General features: G+C 67.8%; 14 protein-coding genes. 9 read left to right on the forward strand and 5 right to left on the reverse strand.

Features of this window, described 5'->3' with window-relative positions; genetic code table 11:
• Positions 1-693, reverse strand: coding sequence for a TetR/AcrR family transcriptional regulator (locus AAFP35_RS21590; protein ID WP_419223709.1), 693 nt, complete (start codon positions 691-693; stop codon positions 1-3).
• Between the two features lie 114 nt (positions 694-807).
• On the opposite strand from AAFP35_RS21590, the gene AAFP35_RS21595 reads away from it, so the two are divergent.
• Both AAFP35_RS21595 and AAFP35_RS21600 read left to right on the forward strand, forming a co-directional pair.
• Complete coding sequence (locus AAFP35_RS21595; RefSeq protein WP_419223710.1) at positions 808-1,257, forward strand: nitroreductase/quinone reductase family protein; 450 nt, start codon at positions 808-810, stop codon at positions 1,255-1,257.
• 70 nt (positions 1,258-1,327) lie between these two features.
• Positions 1,328-2,725 (forward strand): DNA polymerase IV, encoded by a 1,398-nt coding sequence (locus AAFP35_RS21600; RefSeq protein WP_419223789.1) that lies wholly within the window; start codon positions 1,328-1,330, stop codon positions 2,723-2,725.
• A 22-nt stretch (positions 2,726-2,747) separates the two neighbouring features.
• Here AAFP35_RS21600 and AAFP35_RS21605 read toward each other — a convergent pair whose 3' ends face one another.
• Entirely contained in the window at positions 2,748-3,725 is a 978-nt protein-coding gene (locus tag AAFP35_RS21605; protein ID WP_419223711.1) for an asparaginase, read from the reverse strand.
• A 213-nt stretch (positions 3,726-3,938) separates the two neighbouring features.
• Here AAFP35_RS21605 and AAFP35_RS21610 point away from each other — a divergent pair, with 213 nt between their 5' ends.
• Positions 3,939-4,472: a hypothetical protein gene (locus AAFP35_RS21610; RefSeq protein WP_419223712.1), complete on the forward strand. Its 534-nt coding sequence runs from the start codon at positions 3,939-3,941 to the stop codon at positions 4,470-4,472.
• Positions 4,473-4,615: 143 nt separating this feature from the next.
• Here the strand turns inward: AAFP35_RS21610 and AAFP35_RS21615 are convergent, their stop codons facing one another.
• The gene (locus AAFP35_RS21615; RefSeq protein WP_419223713.1) at positions 4,616-5,542 is read right to left on the reverse strand and encodes a hypothetical protein; all 927 of its coding nucleotides are present in this window, start codon (positions 5,540-5,542) and stop codon (positions 4,616-4,618) included.
• Between the two features lie 54 nt (positions 5,543-5,596).
• On the opposite strand from AAFP35_RS21615, the gene lspA reads away from it, so the two are divergent.
• The 5 genes from lspA to AAFP35_RS21640 all read left to right on the forward strand — a co-directional run bounded on the left by lspA (position 5,597) and on the right by AAFP35_RS21640 (position 13,685).
• Positions 5,597-6,208, forward strand: a complete 612-nt coding sequence (gene lspA, locus AAFP35_RS21620) for a signal peptidase II (RefSeq protein ID WP_419223714.1) — start codon at positions 5,597-5,599, stop codon at positions 6,206-6,208.
• The gene (locus AAFP35_RS21625; protein WP_419223715.1) at positions 6,201-7,127 is read left to right on the forward strand and encodes an RluA family pseudouridine synthase; all 927 of its coding nucleotides are present in this window, start codon (positions 6,201-6,203) and stop codon (positions 7,125-7,127) included. Before lspA ends, AAFP35_RS21625 begins: the two co-directional genes overlap by 8 nt.
• A gap of 207 nt (positions 7,128-7,334) precedes the next feature.
• Positions 7,335-10,877: a DNA polymerase III subunit alpha gene (gene dnaE / locus AAFP35_RS21630; RefSeq protein WP_419223716.1), complete on the forward strand. Its 3,543-nt coding sequence runs from the start codon at positions 7,335-7,337 to the stop codon at positions 10,875-10,877.
• 120 nt (positions 10,878-10,997) lie between these two features.
• Positions 10,998-13,280 carry a hypothetical protein gene (locus AAFP35_RS21635; protein ID WP_419223717.1) on the forward strand — a complete coding sequence of 761 codons (2,283 nt, stop codon included), beginning with the start codon at positions 10,998-11,000 and terminating at the stop codon, positions 13,278-13,280.
• 126 nt (positions 13,281-13,406) lie between these two features.
• Positions 13,407-13,685, forward strand: a complete 279-nt coding sequence (locus AAFP35_RS21640) for a hypothetical protein (protein ID WP_419223718.1) — start codon at positions 13,407-13,409, stop codon at positions 13,683-13,685.
• Here the strand turns inward: AAFP35_RS21640 and AAFP35_RS21645 are convergent.
• Complete coding sequence (locus AAFP35_RS21645; RefSeq protein WP_419223719.1) at positions 13,670-14,668, reverse strand: SMP-30/gluconolactonase/LRE family protein; 999 nt, start codon at positions 14,666-14,668, stop codon at positions 13,670-13,672. The genes AAFP35_RS21640 and AAFP35_RS21645 overlap by 16 nt on opposite strands.
• Positions 14,669-14,866: 198 nt before the next feature.
• Between AAFP35_RS21645 and ilvA the strand changes: the two genes are divergently transcribed.
• Positions 14,867-16,252, forward strand: a complete 1,386-nt coding sequence (gene ilvA / locus AAFP35_RS21650) for a threonine ammonia-lyase IlvA (protein WP_419223720.1) — start codon at positions 14,867-14,869, stop codon at positions 16,250-16,252.
• Here the strand turns inward: ilvA and treZ are convergent.
• On the reverse strand, positions 16,240-18,054 hold the full coding sequence (gene treZ, locus AAFP35_RS21655; RefSeq protein WP_419223790.1) for a malto-oligosyltrehalose trehalohydrolase: 1,815 nt from the start codon (positions 18,052-18,054) through the stop codon (positions 16,240-16,242). The genes ilvA and treZ overlap by 13 nt on opposite strands.
• Between the last annotated feature and the right edge of the window lie 203 nt (positions 18,055-18,257).

Consider the following 18,257-nt stretch of genomic DNA (forward strand, 5'->3'; position numbering starts at 1 on the left):
TCAGTTCCGGAGGGCGCTCAGGGCTCGCGCGATCTGCGCCTCGAACAGCTGCCTCGGATCGGCGAAGGTGTCGGCGCCGTACTGACCGAAAACCTCGAGGCTGATCGCACCGATCGTCGTAGCCCAGATCGTGGTCGCGACGACGAGTGCGGCATCGGAGATCGGGGAGCCGAATTCGCTTCGGATGACGTCGAATTCGAGTGTCAGTGCGCCGGTCACCACGATGTCGTGGGCATCGAGCAGTCCGCGGGCCTCGGCAGCGGCGACCTCGCCGATGAGCGTCGCGACGACACGGGTCCCCGGTGCGACGGTGGCCTCGGCCGGTGCCGCATAGCCGGGCACCGGACTGCCGTAGAGCAATGCCCACCGGGACGGGTCGTCGACCGCCCACGCCCGCAACGCCCGGACCGCCGCCGTCAGACGTTCGCGCGGTCGGTCGGGATCGCTCGCGTCGAGTGCGCTGTCGACGGCGTCGGCGACGTCGGTGTAGGCCTCCACGAGAAGCATCGTGAGGAGATCGTCGCGACTGGGCACATAGCGATACACGGCCGAGGACACCACGCCGAGATCTCGGGCGATCGCGCGCAGCGACAGACCGGCGGCTCCCTGGGTGCGTAGGTGCTCGCGACCGAGTCGACGGATCTCCGACTCCATCGCGGCGCGGTTCTGGGCACGTTTGCTCACGGTGGCCATGCGCACATCGTGCCATAAAACGAGAGCACTGCTCTTGCTTTTGTCGCGGCAGTGGTGCACACTCGATTTCAGAGAGCGGTGCTCTCGAATTGAACCTCAGGAAAGGTGCATCCCATGACCGCCACGCACTACCGCGCCCCGCAGGGCGCCGACCACACCTTCAACAGCGTCGTCCGGTGGCTTGCCGCCCGCGGCGTCAATCTCGCCGGCGCACAGGTGCTCACGGTGACCGGTCGCACCAGTGGACGACCGCAGAGCGTTCCGGTCAATCCGCTGCACCTCGACGGTCGCCACTATCTGGTCGCGCCACGCGGTGTCACCCAGTGGGTGCGCAACGTCCGCGTCGACGACTCCGCCGAACTGCGTCGCGGACGGCGTAGGCGCGAGGTTCGCCTGGTCGAGACCGAGTCGGACGCGCGGGCCCCGATCATCCGGGCCTACCTCGACAAGTGGGGCTGGGAGGTCGGCCGGTTCCTGCCCGAGGGCATGGGCACCGACGCCGATGATGCGACCATCCGCGCGCACGCCGCCGATCTGCCGGTCTTCGAGATCCTGCCGCGGTAGCGCCCGTTCGGTCCGCACGAGCGCGACCTACGATGCTGAGGTGTCGTCCGAACGCGGTTCCCGATGGGTGATGCACCTGGACATGGATGCCTTCTTCGCCTCGGTCGAACAGCTCACCCGGCCGACGTTGCGGGATCGGCCGGTCCTGGTCGGCGGGGCAGGCGGCCGCGGCGTGGTCGCCGGGGCGAGCTATGCCGCGCGGGCATTCGGGGCGCGCTCGGCGATGCCGATGCATCAGGCGCGACGACTCGTCGGCGCGGGTGCGGTGGTGTTGCCCCCGCGTGGCGTCGTCTACCGCACCGTCAGCGCTCGGGTCTTCGGGCTGGTGCGCGACGCGGTTCCGGTGATCGAGATGTTGTCCTTCGACGAGGCGTTCGGGGAGCCTGCCGAACTCGTCGGCGCCGACGTGGACGAGGTCACCGAGTTCGCCGAACGGTTGCGGGCGCGGATTCGCGATGTCGTCGGGATCGCGGGCTCGGTCGGATTCGGCAGCGGCAAACAGATCGCCAAGATCGGCTCGGGACTCGCGAAACCCGATGGTGTGATGGTGATCCCGCCGAGTCGTGAACTCGCGTTCCTGCACGAGCTGCCGGTCCGCAAGTTGTGGGGGATCGGGCCGGTCTCGGGCGACAAACTGCAACGCCTCGGCATCGAGACCATCGGGCAGTTCGCGGCGATGTCCGACCTCGAGGTCGCCTCGGTGCTCGGTGGCACGCTCGGTCCGGCGCTGCATCGGCTCGCACAGGGCATCGACGATCGCCCGGTGACCGAACGCGCGTCGGCCAAGCAGATCAGCGCCGAGTCGACGTTTCCGCGCGATCTCGTCGAGATGGCCGAACTGCGTCCGGCCATCGACGCCGCCGCGGAGGGGGCGCACCGCCGACTGCAGTCCGACGGCCGCGGTGCACGCACGGTGGTCCTCAAGCTGAAGCGCTCGGACATGTCCGTCCTCACCCGATCCACGACCTTGCCCGCCGCCACCACCGAACTCGAGATCCTCTGTGCCGCAGCGCAACGACTCGCACTGGACCCGCGGAGTATCGGTCCGATCCGCCTCGTAGGTGTCGGGTTCTCGGGACTGACCGCCGTGCAACAGTTCTCGTTGTTCGGCGACCTGACCGGGTCGTCGCCGGTGGTGAGTCAGGATGAGAGCGCCGACGACGTCGAGGCCGCGTTCGTCGCGGCAGGGGAGTCCGGTGACCTCGACGATGCCACGGCCGTCGATGGCACGACCGGCGACGCGCTCGACGATCCGGGACTGTCGGTCCTCTGGTCCACCGGCACCGACGTGACCCACCCGGAGTTCGGGCACGGCTGGGTGCAGGGCAGCGGCCACGGCGTGGTCACCGTGCGCTTCGAGACGCGGGCCACCGGGCCCGGACGGGCGGTGACCTTCGCCGCCGACGATGACGATCTGCGGCGAGCCGATCCGCTGGACAGCCTGGCCTGGCCGGATCTGTCTGTCTGAGGTCAGCGCTCGCGCGTCGGTGTCATGTCGTCGGTGTCGTGTCGCAGAAGAACGCACGCACGTCGTGGACGGATGCTCCCGTGGACAGCAGCGCCGACACCGCGATCCGGGCCTGGGGCGCGCGCAGCCAGCGGGAGACGATCGCACCTGCCCTCTCGAGGTCGACCGCACCGCCGCCTCCGCCGTAGGCGGGCACGACCTCCCCGTGGGGCACCCGACTGGTCACGACCACCACGACGCCCGCGCGCACCGCGGCGATCACCTCCGCGGTGATGTCCGGATGGGCATTGCCAGAACCGGTGGCGGCCAATACGATTCCCGCGGACTGCTGTGCCACGGCGGCGGCGATGAGGCCCGGTGAGACGCCCGGGTACAACGCGAGGGCATCGACCCGGGCGGGGCGACCGCGCGGCACCGGCCGGTCGAGCGTGTGTCGCGGCAGATCGCCGTGCACGGTGTCGAATGCGTCGAGGTCGGTGGTCGACGACTTGAAGATTCCGCGCGCCGAGCGGACCTCGCCGGCCATCGCGACCAAGACCCCACGGCCCCGACTGTTCGGTTCGGTCACCAGCCGTAGCGCGGCGGCGAGGTTGGCCGGACCGTCCGAGAGCGCCGAATCGGCCGGATGTTGGGCCCCGGTGAAGACGACCGGTCGGTCGTCGGCGACGAACAGGTCGGTGAGGTAGGAGGTCTCCTCCATGGTGTCGGTCCCGTGCGTGACCACCACCCCGATCGTCGCCGGGTCGGTCAGTGCGTCCACCACGGCCGCCGCGATCGCGAACTGGTCGGCCACGCTCATCGCCGAACTGTCCACCGACATCAGATCGACGCCGATGATCCTCGGTTCGGTGCTCAAGGATCCGGTGTTGAGGGATCCGGTGCCGATCAGGTCGGCAGCGGTCAGGCGCGGCACCGTGCCGTCGGCGGTGGAGTGCGCCGCGATCGTGCCGCCCGTGCTGATGAGGACGATGTGTGGATCGGTCGCGGGTCGTTGATGCATGGAGTCCAGGGTTTCGGGAACCCGACATACGAGTCAACCGTTGCCCCTGCGGCTCGCCGAACGGGCCCCGCCATGTTGTTGGGGCATCGTCGTTGATTTGGCATAGTGGGGTGAGCTTTGCGGCCCCGTGGGGGGAGCAACAGGCCAGAATGCAGCCGGACCGGCGGTGCACGACTCACCGGCGGCCGGACCACAGACAGTGAGGGAGATCGGGTGAAGTTTCCGAAGATCGTGACCGCCGCGTTGATCGCAGGAGCGGTGGCGTCGGTGGCAGCGTGTGGCAGCGACGACAGCGACGTGCCCGAGGTGCCGACCATGACGTCGACGACGGCGGCCGCGGCCGGCTCCGGCGACGTGACCGACGCCAACACGAAGCCGTCGGTGGCAACGCTCAACCAGATGCTCACCAAGGCGCTGGACCCGAACGTGCCGAATTCGGAGAAGACGCAGCTCGTGGAGGGCTCGGAGGCCGATCCGGCCGTCTTCGACAAGCTCGTCGCGGCCAAGAAGGACAATCCGGACGTCACCTACGAGATCTTCCCGCCGGTGATCTCGTCGGGACCGAACAAGGCGACGGTGAAGGTCCAGGTCAAGCTGCCCGACAACCCGGCGACCAAGCTCGACGCGAGCATCGTCTACGTCGACGGCCGCTGGAAGCTCGCCAAGGACACCGTGTGCCCACTGGTCACCGCGAACAACGTGACGACCCCGATGTGCTCGTCGTCGTCGACCGCCCCGACCAGCTGATCACGCCGACCAGCTGATCACGCCGACCAGCTGACGGCGAGGTCCACAACGGACCGGGCCGGTGATGTGAGGAATCCTCACATCACCGGCCCGTGTCGTCTGTGCAGGTGGTGACTGTTCGGTTGCGGGTGACGCAAAAAGGATCAGCGCCAGCCGACCGACAGCCCGGTCTGCTGCAGCAGCGGGCGGCCCGGATCGGCGCCGACCAGTTCGCGCGCTCCGGACAGTTCAATGCGGCCGCCGACCGGCAGTCCGCGGGACAGATCGACGGTCAGCTGACCGGAACCGCCGCTGCTGAACCGGGAGATCGACAGTGTCTGGTCCGAGCCGGGGATGACGAAGACGGAGTTCACCGGGGTCTCCTCGACGGTCACGTCCAGGGTCAGCACGTCGTCGTGCCAGGAGCGCACGGTGGCGTCGATGTGTTGGGTGACGGTGACGGCCGAGTTGATGGTGCGTTCCACCTGCCACCGCGCACCGGTGCCGATCGGCTCGGTGGGCAGCGGCACCGACAGTTGCAGGGCCTGTAGCAGTGATTGTTCGACGGCGAGACGGGCCTGCGGGCCCGCGTCGTCAGCCGGGGCCAGGCGCAGCGAGATCGGCGTCGATCCGGGACCGAGTGCGATCCCGGCGTGTGAGCCGGCGACCGGGCCCAGCTGTCCGCCGAGCTCGGCGTCCGGTGAGGTCACGGTGCCCAGCGTGAGTTCGAGGTCGGTGTTGTCGGTGCAGTGGAATCGGGCCTGCAGCGGCATCTCGACTGTCTGCGCGTCGGTGTCTCCCGATGACTTGACCGACGAGGTCGTGACCAGGGTGAGCGCCTGCGGCGAGGTTCGGTTCGGGGCTCCGGACGCCACCCGCCTCGGGCCGGTCCCGGCGTCGAGGAGACTGACCTTTGCAGGCGGGATGGGCAGCAGGCGTACGTCGTCGCGGCCCGCCGTGGAGTCGTCGGTGCAGCCGGCCGAGGCGCTCGAAGTCGCGGCCTTGTCCGTGGTCTCGTCGTCGGAGGCACACCCGGTCAGCCCGAGGGCGACGGCTGCGAGGACGGCGAGACAGGCGCGGGATCGGTACACGGCAGCCAGCGTAGGGGAGCCCTCGTGGATGATGGTGAGGTGGATGATGGAGTCATGAGCCAACCGACACCCGGGCCGGTCGACGACGGTGAGCCCTCGGGCATCGGGAACGGCGGGGAGTCGGGAGACGCGCGCACCGGCCGACGGGGCACGGTCGTGTGGTCGCTGTTGGGCGTCGCTGCATGCGTCATCGCACTCGATCTGCTGACCAAGACCCTTGCCGTCGCGCACCTCGATCCCATGAAGCCGGTCGAGATCATCGGTGACGCGGTGACCCTGCGCCTCGTCCGCAACAGCGGTGCGGCCTTCTCGATGGCCGCGGGCTACACCTGGGTGCTGACGATCGTGGCCCTGGTCGTGGTCGTCGGCATCGTCCGATACAGCAACCGGCTGCGGTCGGCGTGGTGGATCCTCGGACTCGGGCTCGTACTCGGCGGTGCGATGGGCAATCTCGCGGATCGCATCTTCCGCTCACCCGGCCCGCTGCGCGGTCACGTTGTCGACTTCGTCTCCGTGGGGTGGTGGCCGGTCTTCAACGTCGCCGACTCCGCGGTCGTGTGCGGGGCCGTGCTGCTGGTCGTCCTGTCGCTGCTCGGCTTCGAGTACGACGGCAGTCGTACCGGCTGGGCGGCCCGGCGCGAGACGGCGGGGGACACCGATGCGTGAATCGCGGTCCATGCCGGTGCCCGACGGACTCGACGGCATGCGCCTCGACGCCGGTGTGGCACGCATCCTGGGGCTGTCGCGGACGGTCGCGGCCACGCTCGCCGAGGACGGCGACGTCACCATCGACGGTGTCGCCGTCGGCAAGTCCCACAAACTGACGGCGGGTAGTTGGCTCGACGTGACCCTGCCCGAGCCCGAACAGCCGCTGCGGATCGAGCCGACGCCGGTCGAGGGCATGGACATCATCTACCACGACTCGGACATCATCGTCGTGGACAAACCCGTCGGCGTCGCCGCTCACCCGTCACAGGGATGGACCGGCCCCACCGTCGTCGGTGCACTGGACGCCGCAGGCTATCGGATCTCGACGTCGGGTGCCGCCGAACGTCAGGGGATCGTCTCGCGGCTGGACGTCGGCACCTCCGGGGTGATGGTGGTGGCGGTGTCCGAGCGCGCCTACTCCCTGTTGAAGCGGGCATTCCGGGATCGCGAGGTGGACAAGGGCTACCACGCGTTGGTGCAAGGACATCTCGATCCGCCGGAGGGCACCATCGACGCCCCCATCGGCAGACATCCGGGCAGCGACTGGAAGTTCGCGGTGACCGCCAAGGGCAAACCGTCGGTGACCCACTACGACACGCTGGAGATGTTCGCCTCGGCGTCGTTGCTCGGCATCCACCTCGAGACCGGTCGCACGCACCAGATCCGTGTGCACTTCTCCGCACTCCATCACCCGTGCTGCGGTGATCTGACCTACGGTGCCGATCCGGTGCTGGCCCGCAAGCTCGGCCTGGAACGCCAATGGCTGCATGCCCGCTCGCTGGCGTTCGCGCATCCCGCCGACGGGCGGCGGGTCGAGTTCACCAGCCCGTATCCGGCCGATCTCCAACAGGCCCTCGACCGGCTGCGCGAGGTGTGAGTCACCGGCCGACCGGGCGGTGCCCAGCCGACACGCCGGACCCGACACACCGAGCCGTCGACCCCATCTGTCACAGCCGGGCGCGGCGGCCGAAGACTGTCAGAGCGGCGGCATAAAGTAGGTACGCGCTGTCGGCGAGGTCCATGGATCTGCAGCCGGCTCGCGGGGAGTTCGTCCGTTTGCACACAGCCGAGGTGAGAGGCGTCCGTGGCCGATTCGTTTGTCCACCTGCACAACCACACCGAGTACTCGATGCTCGACGGTGCCGCAAAGGTGTCGCCGCTCTTCGCCGAGGCCAAACGCCTCGGGATGACCGCGATCGGGATGACCGACCACGGAAACATGTTCGGTGCCAGCGAGTTCTACAACACCGCGATCAACAACGACATCAAGCCGATCATCGGTATCGAGGCCTACATCGCCCCCGAATCCCGGTTCAACACCAAGCGCGTGCTGTGGGGCAACCGCGACCAGAAGAGTGACGACGTCTCCGGTAGCGGCGCCTACACGCACATGACGATGGTGGCCGAGAACGCCACCGGCCTGCGTAATCTCTTCAAGCTGTCGTCGCTGGCCTCGATCGAGGGGCAGCTCGGCAAATGGTCCCGAATGGACGCCGAGATCATCGCCGCACATGCGGAGGGGATCATCGCGACCACGGGGTGCCCGTCCGGCGAGGTGCAGACCCGGCTCCGACTCGGCCACGATCGTGAGGCGCTCGAAGCAGCCGCCAAGTGGCAGGAGATCTTCGGCAAGGACAACTTCTATCTCGAGCTCATGGAGCACGGGCTGGAGATCGAGCGCCGGGTGCGCGACGGACTGCTCGAGATCGGCCGCAAGCTCGGTATCAAGCCGGTCGTCACCAACGACTGCCACTACGTCACCAAGGCCCATGCCTCCAGCCACGAGGCGCTGCTGTGCGTGCAGACGGGCAAGACGCTGACCGACCCCACACGCTTCAAATTCGACGGCGACGGCTACTACCTCAAGTCGGCCGACGAGATGCGGGAGCTGTGGGATTCGGTCGTCCCCGGTGCGTGCGACTCCACGTTGGAGATAGGCGAGCGCGTGCAGAGCTACGCCGACGTCTTCAGCCACCGCGATCGGATGCCGATCTTCCCGGTGCCCGAGGGCGAGTCGCAGCAGACGTGGCTGCGCAAAGAGGTCGCCAAGGGACTCGAGGGACGCTTCCCCGACGAACCGGTCCCCGAGGACTACCTCAACCGGGCGAACTACGAGCTCGACGTCATCATCCAGATGGGTTTCCCGGCGTACTTCCTCGTCGTCGGTGACCTCATCGCCCATGCCCTCGAGGTCGGTATCCGGGTCGGCCCGGGCCGCGGGTCGGCGGCCGGTTCGCTGGTCGCCTGGGCATTGGGTATCACCAACATCGACCCGATCCCGCACGGTCTGCTGTTCGAGCGGTTCCTCAACCCCGAACGTGTGTCGATGCCCGACATCGACATCGACTTCGACGACCGTCGCCGCGGTGAGATGGTCCGGTATGCCACCGAACGGTGGGGCAGCGACAAGGTCGCCCAGGTCATCACCTTCGGCACCATCAAGACCAAGGCGGCCATCAAGGACTCCGCCCGCGTGCAGTTCGGTCAGCCGGGGTTCGCCATCGCCGACCGCATCACCAAGGCGCTGCCGCCGCCCATCATGGCCAAGGACATCCCGGTCTGGGGCATCACCGATCCCGACCACGAGCGGTACGCCGAGGCCTCCGAGGTCCGCACCCTGATCGAGACCGATCCCGACGTCAAGAAGATCTACGACACCGCGATCGGCCTCGAGGGCCTGATCCGAAACGCGGGCGTGCACGCGTGCGCGGTGATCATGTCGTCGGAGCCCCTGACCGACGCGATCCCGGTGTGGAAGCGGGCCCAGGACGGGGCCATCATCACCGGCTTCGACTATCCGTCGTGTGAGGCCATCGGCCTGTTGAAGATGGACTTCCTCGGGCTGCGCAACCTCACCGTCATCGGCGACGCCATCGAGAACATCAAGACCAACCGAGGCATCGACCTCGACCTCGACGCGGCTCCGCTCGATGATCCGAAAACCTACGAGTTGCTCGCGAGGGGCGACACGCTCGGCGTGTTCCAGCTCGACGGCGGCGCGATGCGTGAACTGCTGAAACGCATGCAGCCCACCGGATTCGAGGACATCGTCGCGGTCCTCGCGCTGTACCGGCCGGGCCCGATGGGCATGAACGCCCACAACGACTACGCGGATCGCAAGAACGGGCGCCAGCCGGTCAAACCGATCCATCCCGAACTCGAGGAACCTCTCAAGGAGATCCTCGCCGACACCTACGGTCTGATCGTCTACCAAGAGCAGATCATGCAGATCGCGCAGAAGGTGGCCGGTTACTCGCTCGGACGAGCCGACATCCTGCGCCGCGCGATGGGCAAGAAGAAGGCAGAAGTCCTCGCCGCCGAGTTCGAGGGCTTCGAGGAGGGCATGAAGTCCAACGGCTTCTCCTCGGCCGCGATCAAGGCGCTGTGGGACACGATCCTCCCGTTCGCCGGGTACGCATTCAACAAATCGCATGCCGCGGGGTACGGCCTGGTCTCCTTCTGGACCGCCTATCTCAAGGCGAACTACAAGGCCGAATACATGGCCGGACTGCTCACCTCGGTCGGCGACGACAAGGACAAGGCGGCGATCTACCTCTCCGACTGTCGCAAGCTCGGGATCACCGTGCTGCCGCCGGATGTCAACGAGTCGCAACGCAACTTCGCCGCCGTCGGTGGCGACATCCGTTTCGGTCTCGCCGCGGTGCGCAACGTCGGTACCGGTGTGGTGTCGTCGATCCTCGCGGCCCGCGAGGAGAAGGGGAAGTTCACCAGCTTCTCGGACTATCTCGGCAAGATCGACGTCACGGCCTGCAACAAGAAGGTCACCGAGTCGCTGATCAAGGCGGGCGCCTTCGACTCGCTGTCGCATCCGCGCAAGGGACTGTTCCTCATCCACGGCGACTCCGTCGAATCCGTCATCGGCACCAAGAAGGCCGAAGCGATCGGTCAGTTCGATCTCTTCGGCGACGCCGGCGGTGCCGACGACTCGATGGCCGAGGTGTTCGCGGTCAAGGTGCCCGACGAGGAGTGGGACTCCAAACACAAGTTGGCCTTGGAACGAGAGATGTTGGGGCTCTACGTCTCCGACCATCCGCTCGCCGGTGTCGCGCACGCGATCGCCGCGCAGACCGACACCTCGATCACCCAGCTGCTGGAGGGGACGGTCCCCGACGGAGCGCAGATCACCATCGGCGGCATCATCTCCGCGGTCAACCGGCGGGTCAACAAGAAGGGTGAACCCTATGCGGTGGTCACCCTCGAGGACATGGTCGGCGGTGTGGAGGTCTACTTCTTCCCGCGCTCCTACCAGGTGTACGGACTCGACATCGTCGCCGACAACATCGTGCTCGTGAAGGCCCGGGTGAACGCGCGCGACGATTCCACGATGATCAGCGCCAACGATCTCGCGGTACCCGACCTCGCGGCCGTGGGTACGGCCAAACCGGTGGCGCTCACGCTCACCGCCCGCTCGTGCACACCCGACCGCGTGCAGGCGCTCAAGCAGGTACTCAGTCGTCACCCGGGTACCGCGGACGTACACGTCACCCTGGTCAGCGACCAACGGTCGACGTTGCTGCGGCTGACCGAGGCACTGCGGGTGACGCCGAGCTCGGCGCTCATGGGCGACCTCAAGGCGCTCCTCGGCCCGAGCTGCATGGGTGGCTGACCGGCCGACTCCGGCCGGCGGATCGGGAGGCTCGTGCGCGATCGGGTAGATCTGCGGCCCGATCGCGCCGACCTCGACCGACTCTGTTGGCCACGGACATCGGCGACGATGCAATGAGACATGCACACCCACGATCGGGATGCGTCACCGCGGTCTGCTGAGCCGGCCGCCCGCCCCGCGGTGCAGGCGACGGCAGCCCCGGGTTTCGCTGTCCTGCAGCGGACCGCGGGCAATCGTGGTGTGACGCTGTTGGTGTCCCGTCAGGTCGATCCCGGCAAGGTCGCCGCGATCAAGAAGGAAACCGAGGCGTTCAGCACCAAACACCTGGGCATGACCGGTGATCTGGAGGCACTGTGGAACGGGCTGGGCAGGGATCTGCCCGCCGCGGTCAACGACCCGGCTTCGCGCGACCTGTGGCGCACGTCGACGATCACGTTGGGCATGGACGTCGACGCGGCGTCGTCGAACCTGCGCGCCACCTTCGGTGCCGACATCAAGGCGGCGACACGTGACCTCGCCACATCGAAGAAGACCGCGCTGGAAGGTCTGCGAACGCAACTCGACACGGTGTCCGCACAGGTCCAGACGCCCAAGGATCAGTCGCCGCGGCTCGTGGAGGACGAGCAGAAGGCGATGAGCCGGATCGCGGGGCAACGCCGACTGCAGGTGCGCGACCTCATCGACTCGGCGACGATGGTCGATTTCCTGCGCAACTGGGACGAACTGCTGCGCACCGTGCCGGTGGGTCATCGCAGTGCCGGTGGTTTCGCGCCGCTGGGCACACCGGGCCGTCCGCCGGGCCCGGGCTCGTCGGGCACTCCCTCCGGTACGGCGGATCCGTTCGGACTCGGCGGTGGCACCGGTGGTCCCGCTCCGGGGTCCGCCCCCACGGGTCCGTCGGTCGCCATCCTGTTTCGGCCCGAGGACACCCGGGAGAGTCTGCTGCGCTCGGGTGAGGTCTACCTCGACGAGACCAAGATCGCGGTGCTGGCGTCCATCCACGAGAAATGTGCGCGCAACGCCCGCGAGTTTCGTGACTGCGCCGACGCGATGATTCGTGAGGACGCCAATCTCGCTGCGCTCGACCAGGCTCCGGACAAGTCCTTGTTGCGTGCCGTCAGTGGCCTGCGTGGTGCCGACGACACCGAGGCGACCAGCGTGATGAAACGGACCACCGCGGCCAACATCGCATATCTGGACGATCTGCTCGGGAGGCTGCCCACCCTCAACTGGCTGGCCCTGTCGGTCACGCAGCAGATGCTGCTGGGCGGCCACCGTCCCGCTGCGTCCGGGCTCGACTGGTCCGGCCTGGTGGAGCGCTCCTTCATCGAGGGGTACTTCCGTCGGCGCGCGGCCGCCGAGAAGGCAGAGGCTGAGCGAAAGATGTACGCCGACATGGCAATCGGCGCCCTGACATTTCTGGCGCTGCTCAGCCCGGCGGCGCCACTCGCCGCCGGGGTGCTCGCTGCCGCCGACGTCTATGCCGCGGCGACGGCGATCGGCGGTGTCGCCGATGCCGACCGGGCCGCCAAGCGCGCCGACGATCTCGACGTGGCCGCGAAGGCGGGGATGGGCGACGACGCAGAGGCCAAGCGCGCGAAGAAGGAGGCCGACGACAAGAAGGCCGGTGTCGCCATCGACCTGCTGATGAGCCTTCTGCCGTTCCTCCCGAAGGCCGCCAAGGCATCCTCGGCGGGCCTGAAGAGCGCCGGGCGATTCGTGGCCGTCTCCGATGAGACCAGGGCGATGGCCAAGGCGCTCTGGCACGACACCCGTGGATCGATTCGTCTCGATGTCCTGCTCACCGGCGGCATCACGGCTGCGGTGAAAGATCCCGTCCGCAAGGCGCAGATCGTCGACCACATGGCCGCGCGGATCCCCGGCAACACGCGCACGACCCGACATGTCTGGGTCGCTCCCGCTCTGCCCGGCCGACCCGGCGCCGAGCGGTGGGTGTCGGCGGGCAGTGAGTACGGCCTGTCCGGTTACGTGCGTTATCACCTCGTGGGTCCGGGTGTCGGACACGACATGTTCCCGATCCCGCTGGCTCCGTCGTCGGCGAATTCCTGGGTGAACAACAGCATCGAGGGCTTCATGCGACGTCGTCGGGCTGCAGGTGCGCACTGCGAGTACGTGGTTCGCTACACGTATTTCAACGGCAACGAACTCCGTCCCTGGCTCACCCGTCTGCTCGACACCGCAGACCCTGCGGTCCTCGCAAAACTCGAGCGCGAGAACCTCGTCGTCGAACCGTTCCTGAAGTCCGCCGAATACACGATCGGTGTCACCGCGGGTCTCGGTACCACCGCCGAGCGGAGCAAGGACTACTCCGCCGTGATCTCGGTGGGTATCCCGCCGGCAGGCGGGCGCGTCGTCACCCGGCCGACGGAGATCATCGACTGACGTCACGTGGCATGCAGGACGCCCGCATCTGTGGATGACCGGGTACGAACCACGAATTTCGGGGCGCCGAACATTTTAGTTCAGAATCCGTTACACTCGAGGTCAGTCGAGAGAACGGAGGCCACCGTGACCGCAGCGAACATGACGGCGCTGATCGAGGTCGCCCCGACTCGTACTCGCACCGCTCGTACTCGCACCGCGCCCCCGACCGTCGACATCGCCGGCGTCGCCTGGCCGCGCCACAAGGTGTATGCGTTGATCGCGGCACTGATCGTCGGGCTGCTCGTCGCGGCCGTCACCGGATTCGGTCCGGCCGTCGCCTGGTGGTCGGGACTCACCCTGCTCGCCGTGTGGTGGGGTGAACGACTCCGGCAGATGCGCCGCCGGACTCAGCGACCGGGATAGGCAGCCGTCGCGCCGCGATCGAACCCGCCGGGGATCTCGTAGATCCGTCCGTCGAACCCTGCGCGGAACAGCCGACCGGTGGAAAAGCCGCGATCACCTCGTCCGTAGGAGACCACGCTCGACAGCGGTAGACCGGAGGCCAGCACGCAATACCGGCCCGGCGAGGTCAACCGGACGATCTGGCCCGCCGCGTTGAACGGCACGATCGGACGGTCGCGAGAATCCAGGGTGAGGCCATCCGGAGTCGCGGTGAGGTCGCCGCCCAGATACAACAGACTCTGCTGCACCCGCGGGTTGCGAGTCGAGATGCGGCTCACGCCCGGATTGGTGAAGGTCCGGGACACGTAGAGCCATCCGTCGCCGCGTCCGAGGACCGCGCCGTTCGCACTGGGCAGGTTTGCCCAGGCCGGCTGGACGGCGCCGTTGGGTAGGACCCTGCCCACCTGAGTGCCGAAATCGTTGGTGGCGTAGACGGTTCCGTTGCCTGCGACATCCATGCCGTTGGCCGCCGACAGCCCGCGCACCCAGGGGCGGGCGGCCAGATTGGTCACGTTGACCCGCATGATTCCCGCATGATGGAGCGCATCGCCGACCACGACGCGTGCGTCGGCGCCGTATCCCACGAGCAACGTGCCGTCGCGGGTCCAGGCGAGCGCACCTGCGCCGCCCTCAGGGACCCGCGCGATAGGCACGGCCCGTGCGCCGGGGGCGTCGAGACGGTAGACGCGGCCGGTGTAGAGATCGGTGGTGTAGAGGCGGCCGCGGGCATCGACGGTGAGGCCTTCGAGCGCCGCGCCCGGCACCACACCGACGAGTCGTCCGGGTTGGCCTGCACCGCCGCAGACCGGTGCGGCGACAGCGGTGCCCGGCGTCAGGGCGGTGAGCAGTCCTGCCGCCAGGGCAGTGGTGGCGATTGCCGCGCCGAGTCTGCGGATGCCGCGTGGTCGCCGGGATCGTCGATTGGCATTCATGGGTCGGAACATCGTGGGCTCCCATCACCGCCGGTGGCGCCCGCCGTGGCCGCGTCGTTTGCTTCAACGCTCGTCGGTGGACGACGACTGGTTCGCTGACCTGTGAGGAAGTCTAGGCCGATCCGGTGCTCTCCGGAGCCGATCAGAGTGGGTAGTCGGTCGGGGTGGTTGGTCGGGCCGCACGATGACGGAGCGTCCGCAGGTGAGACCATGGGACTCGTGAGTACCCAGCAGGCATCGGTTGATCAGCACGGCCCCGCGTTGAGTGTCGACGCGATCGAGGCGTCGGTCCCACGAATTGCCGGCGCCATTGCTCGCACCCCGCTCGAGGAGGCGCCGCGGATCTCCGCCGCGGTCGGTGCCCGGGTGTATCTCAAGCGCGAGGACCAGCAGACCGTCCGCTCCTACAAGATCCGTGGCGCGTTCAACGTGATGGCTCAGCTGTCCGCCGACGAACTGGGCCGCGGGGTCGTGGCGGCCAGTGCCGGCAATCATGCCCAGGGCGTCGCGTACGCCTGCCGCACCATGCAGACGTACGGCCGGATCTATGTGCCGACCACCACGCCCAAGCAGAAGCGCGACCGAATTCGTTGGCACGGTGGGGATTTCGTCGAACTCATCGCGGTAGGCGACACCTACGACGCCGCGGCGGCCGCGGCCCAGGCGGATGTGATGCGGACCGGGGCCACATGGATCCACGCTTTCGACGATCCGCGCACGGCAGCCGGGCAGGGCACCATCGGCCACGAGATCGTCGAGCAGCTCGGCCGGGTTCCGGACGTGATGGTCGCGCCGGTGGGCGGCGGCGGTTGTCTCGCCGGGATCGCGACCTACCTGCGTGGTCGCAGTGACGACGTCGCGATCGTCGGTGTCGAACCGACGGGCGCGGTGTCGCTGACCGCCGCGCTCGCGGCCGGCGGGCCGATCACCCTCGACACCATCGACCCGTTCGTCGACGGTGCGTCGGTCAAACGGATCGGGTCCATCGGCCATCGGGTGATGGCCGATCTCGGCGCAGGCATCACCGACCACGAGGTGCTCTCCACGTTGGTGCCCGACCCGGTGGTCCCGGTGTCCCCGTTCGGCGTGAAGTACGTGCCCAAGCCGGGCACCGCTCACATCACACACGTCGACGAGGGTGCGATCTGTTCGACGATGTTGGAGCTCTACCAGAACGAGGGGATCATCGCCGAGCCTGCCGGGGCGCTGGCGGTCACGGGTCTCTCGGTGCTCGACCTGCCCGAGGATGCGACCGTCGTGTGTCTGGTGTCCGGCGGCAACAACGACGTGTCGCGCTACGGCGAGATCATCGAGCGGTCTCTCGTGCACCGCGGGCTCAAACACTATTTCCTGGTGGACTTCCCGCAGGAGCCGGGCGCCCTGCGCCGGTTCCTCGACGAGGTCCTCGGCCCCGACGACGACATCACCCTGTTCGAGTACGTCAAGCGCAACAATCGGGAGACCGGTGCGGCCCTCGTCGGCGTGGAGCTCGGCAGTCCTGATGGTCTTACCGATCTCATGGACCGGATGGCCCATTCACGCCTGCAGTGTGAGCGACTCGAACCGGGCACCCCGGCCTACGACTACCTGACCTGAGGTCGGTCTGCGGTTCGCCCGATGACCACGTTGTGGCCCGGCGATCGGATGCCGGTGCCGTCGGGCACCACCGGCTCCCAGGCCAGCGTGGGCGTCACCGGGACCGGGACCACGGTCTCGTCAGCCGACATCACGCAGATCACCGACCAGGCACCGCGGCGCATCACGAACCAGCCGGCATCCTCGTCGTAATCGTATGTGCCGGAGGAGAACTCGTCTCGCCCGAAGTCGGGTTCGCTCTTACGCAAGGCGATCAGGTCGCGGTAGAACGCCAGCATCCGGCGATGTACCGGCTCGTCGGGTTCCGACCAGTCCAGCTTCGACGACGCATAGGTGGCCGGGTCCTGGGGATCGGGCACTTCGTCGGTGTCCCAGCCGTGCTCGGCGAACTCGCCACGTCGCCCGGTGCGGACCGCTTCGCCGAGGTCCGGTTCGGGATGCGAGGTGAAGAACGCGAACGGGGTCGACGCCGCCCATTCCTCGCCCATGAACAGCATCGGGGTGAACGGTGACAACATCACCAGGGCGGCCTTGATCGCCAGCTGCCCGCCGTCGAGGTAGGAGGCCGGACGGTCGCCGCGTGCCCGGTTGCCCACTTGATCGTGATCGCAGGTGTAAGCCAGCAGTGCGGTCGCGGGCACCTGCTCGGTCCGAATCGGCCGTCCGTGACATCTGCCCCGGAACGACGAGTAGGTGCCGTCGTGGAAGTAGCCGCCGCGCAACGTCTTCGCCAATGCCTGCAGGCTGCCGAAATCGGCGTAATAGCCTTGCCGTTCGCCCGACACCGCGGTGTGGATGGCGTGGTGGATGTCGTCGTCCCACTGCGCGGTGAGGCCGTGACCGCCGAGCTGGCGGGGCGTGATGAGCCGCGGGTCGTTGAGGTCGCTCTCGGCGATCAGCGACAACGGACGGCCGAGCCGGGTCGCCAACCGGTCGGTTGCGGCGGCGAGCTCCTCGAGGATGTGAACCGCCCGGTGATCGACCAACGCATGCACCGCATCCAGTCGGAGTCCGTCGACGTGGAACTCGTCCATCCAGCGCAGGGCGTTGGCGACGATGAACTCGCGTACCACGTCGGATCCCGCGCCGGACAGGTTCACCGACGAGCCCCAGCTGGTGACGCCGTCGGACAGGTAGGGACCGAATCGCGGCAGGTGGTTCCCGGACGGGCCGAGGTGGTTGTACACGACGTCGAGTACCACCCCGAGTCCACGGGCGTGGCAGGCGTCGACGAAGCGGGCCAACGCCGCCGGGCCGCCGTAGGGCTCGTGTACCGCATACCAGCCGACTCCGTCGTAGCCCCAGCCGTGGACGCCGTTGAACGCGTTGACCGGCATCACCTCGACGATCTCGACGCCGAGTCGGACCAGGTGGTCGAGCTTGCCGATCGCGGCATCGAACGTGCCCTCGGGCGTGAAGGTGCCGATGTGCAGTTCGTAGAGCACGGCGCCGCGGACATCGATGCCCGACCAGTCGTCATCTGTCCAGATGGATTCGTCGACCGTGAACAACGCCGACGGTCCGTGCACGCCCTCGGGCAGACGTGTCGATCGTGGGTCGGGCAGTGGCTCGCCGCCATCGACGACGAAGCGGTAGCGCAGGTCGTCGACCGGGCCGACGGGATCGGATGTGGTGGGCGGCACCGCCCACCAACCGGATTCTTCGCTCATCCGGTGCATCGGGAGGTCGTCCTCGGTCCGATCGGGGGTCGCCACCAGCAGCGAGACAGTGGTCGCGAACGGTGCCCAGACACGTATCTCGGCGACCGTACCCGGAGGTATGAAAGGACTCGCCGGTGGCACAAAGGAGGGGTTTGCTCCCACTAGGTCGTCCGACCCAGTTATGGTGTGCGCAGCCCTCGACTGATCGGTCACGCAACACAAGGTATGTCGCACCGGGAGGACGCGCAGAAATCGGTAGTGTGACCTGTGGCACAGACGTCCAGGCGAAGTGAGGTATATTTCCGGCGGGGGTTCGGCACCAGGGGGTCTGCGTCAACATTTTT

It is taken from the genome of Gordonia sp. CPCC 206044, from assembly GCF_048537895.1.
GTDB lineage: Bacteria > Actinomycetota > Actinomycetes > Mycobacteriales > Mycobacteriaceae > Gordonia.

Coding starts and splice junctions, on each gene's coding strand:
- AAFP35_RS21590 (WP_419223709.1), bottom strand. CDS start 693: ATGGCCACCGTGAGCAAACGTGCCCAGAACCGCGCCGCGATGGAGTCG.
- AAFP35_RS21595 (WP_419223710.1), top strand. CDS start 808: ATGACCGCCACGCACTACCGCGCCCCGCAGGGCGCCGACCACACCTTC.
- AAFP35_RS21600 (WP_419223789.1), top strand. CDS start 1,328: ATGCACCTGGACATGGATGCCTTCTTCGCCTCGGTCGAACAGCTCACC.
- AAFP35_RS21605 (WP_419223711.1), bottom strand. CDS start 3,725: ATGCATCAACGACCCGCGACCGATCCACACATCGTCCTCATCAGCACG.
- lspA (WP_419223714.1), top strand. CDS start 5,597: ATGAGCCAACCGACACCCGGGCCGGTCGACGACGGTGAGCCCTCGGGC.
- AAFP35_RS21625 (WP_419223715.1), top strand. CDS start 6,201: ATGCGTGAATCGCGGTCCATGCCGGTGCCCGACGGACTCGACGGCATG.
- AAFP35_RS21635 (WP_419223717.1), top strand. CDS start 10,998: ATGCACACCCACGATCGGGATGCGTCACCGCGGTCTGCTGAGCCGGCC.
- AAFP35_RS21645 (WP_419223719.1), bottom strand. CDS start 14,668: ATGTTCCGACCCATGAATGCCAATCGACGATCCCGGCGACCACGCGGC.
- ilvA (WP_419223720.1), top strand. CDS start 14,867: ATGGGACTCGTGAGTACCCAGCAGGCATCGGTTGATCAGCACGGCCCC.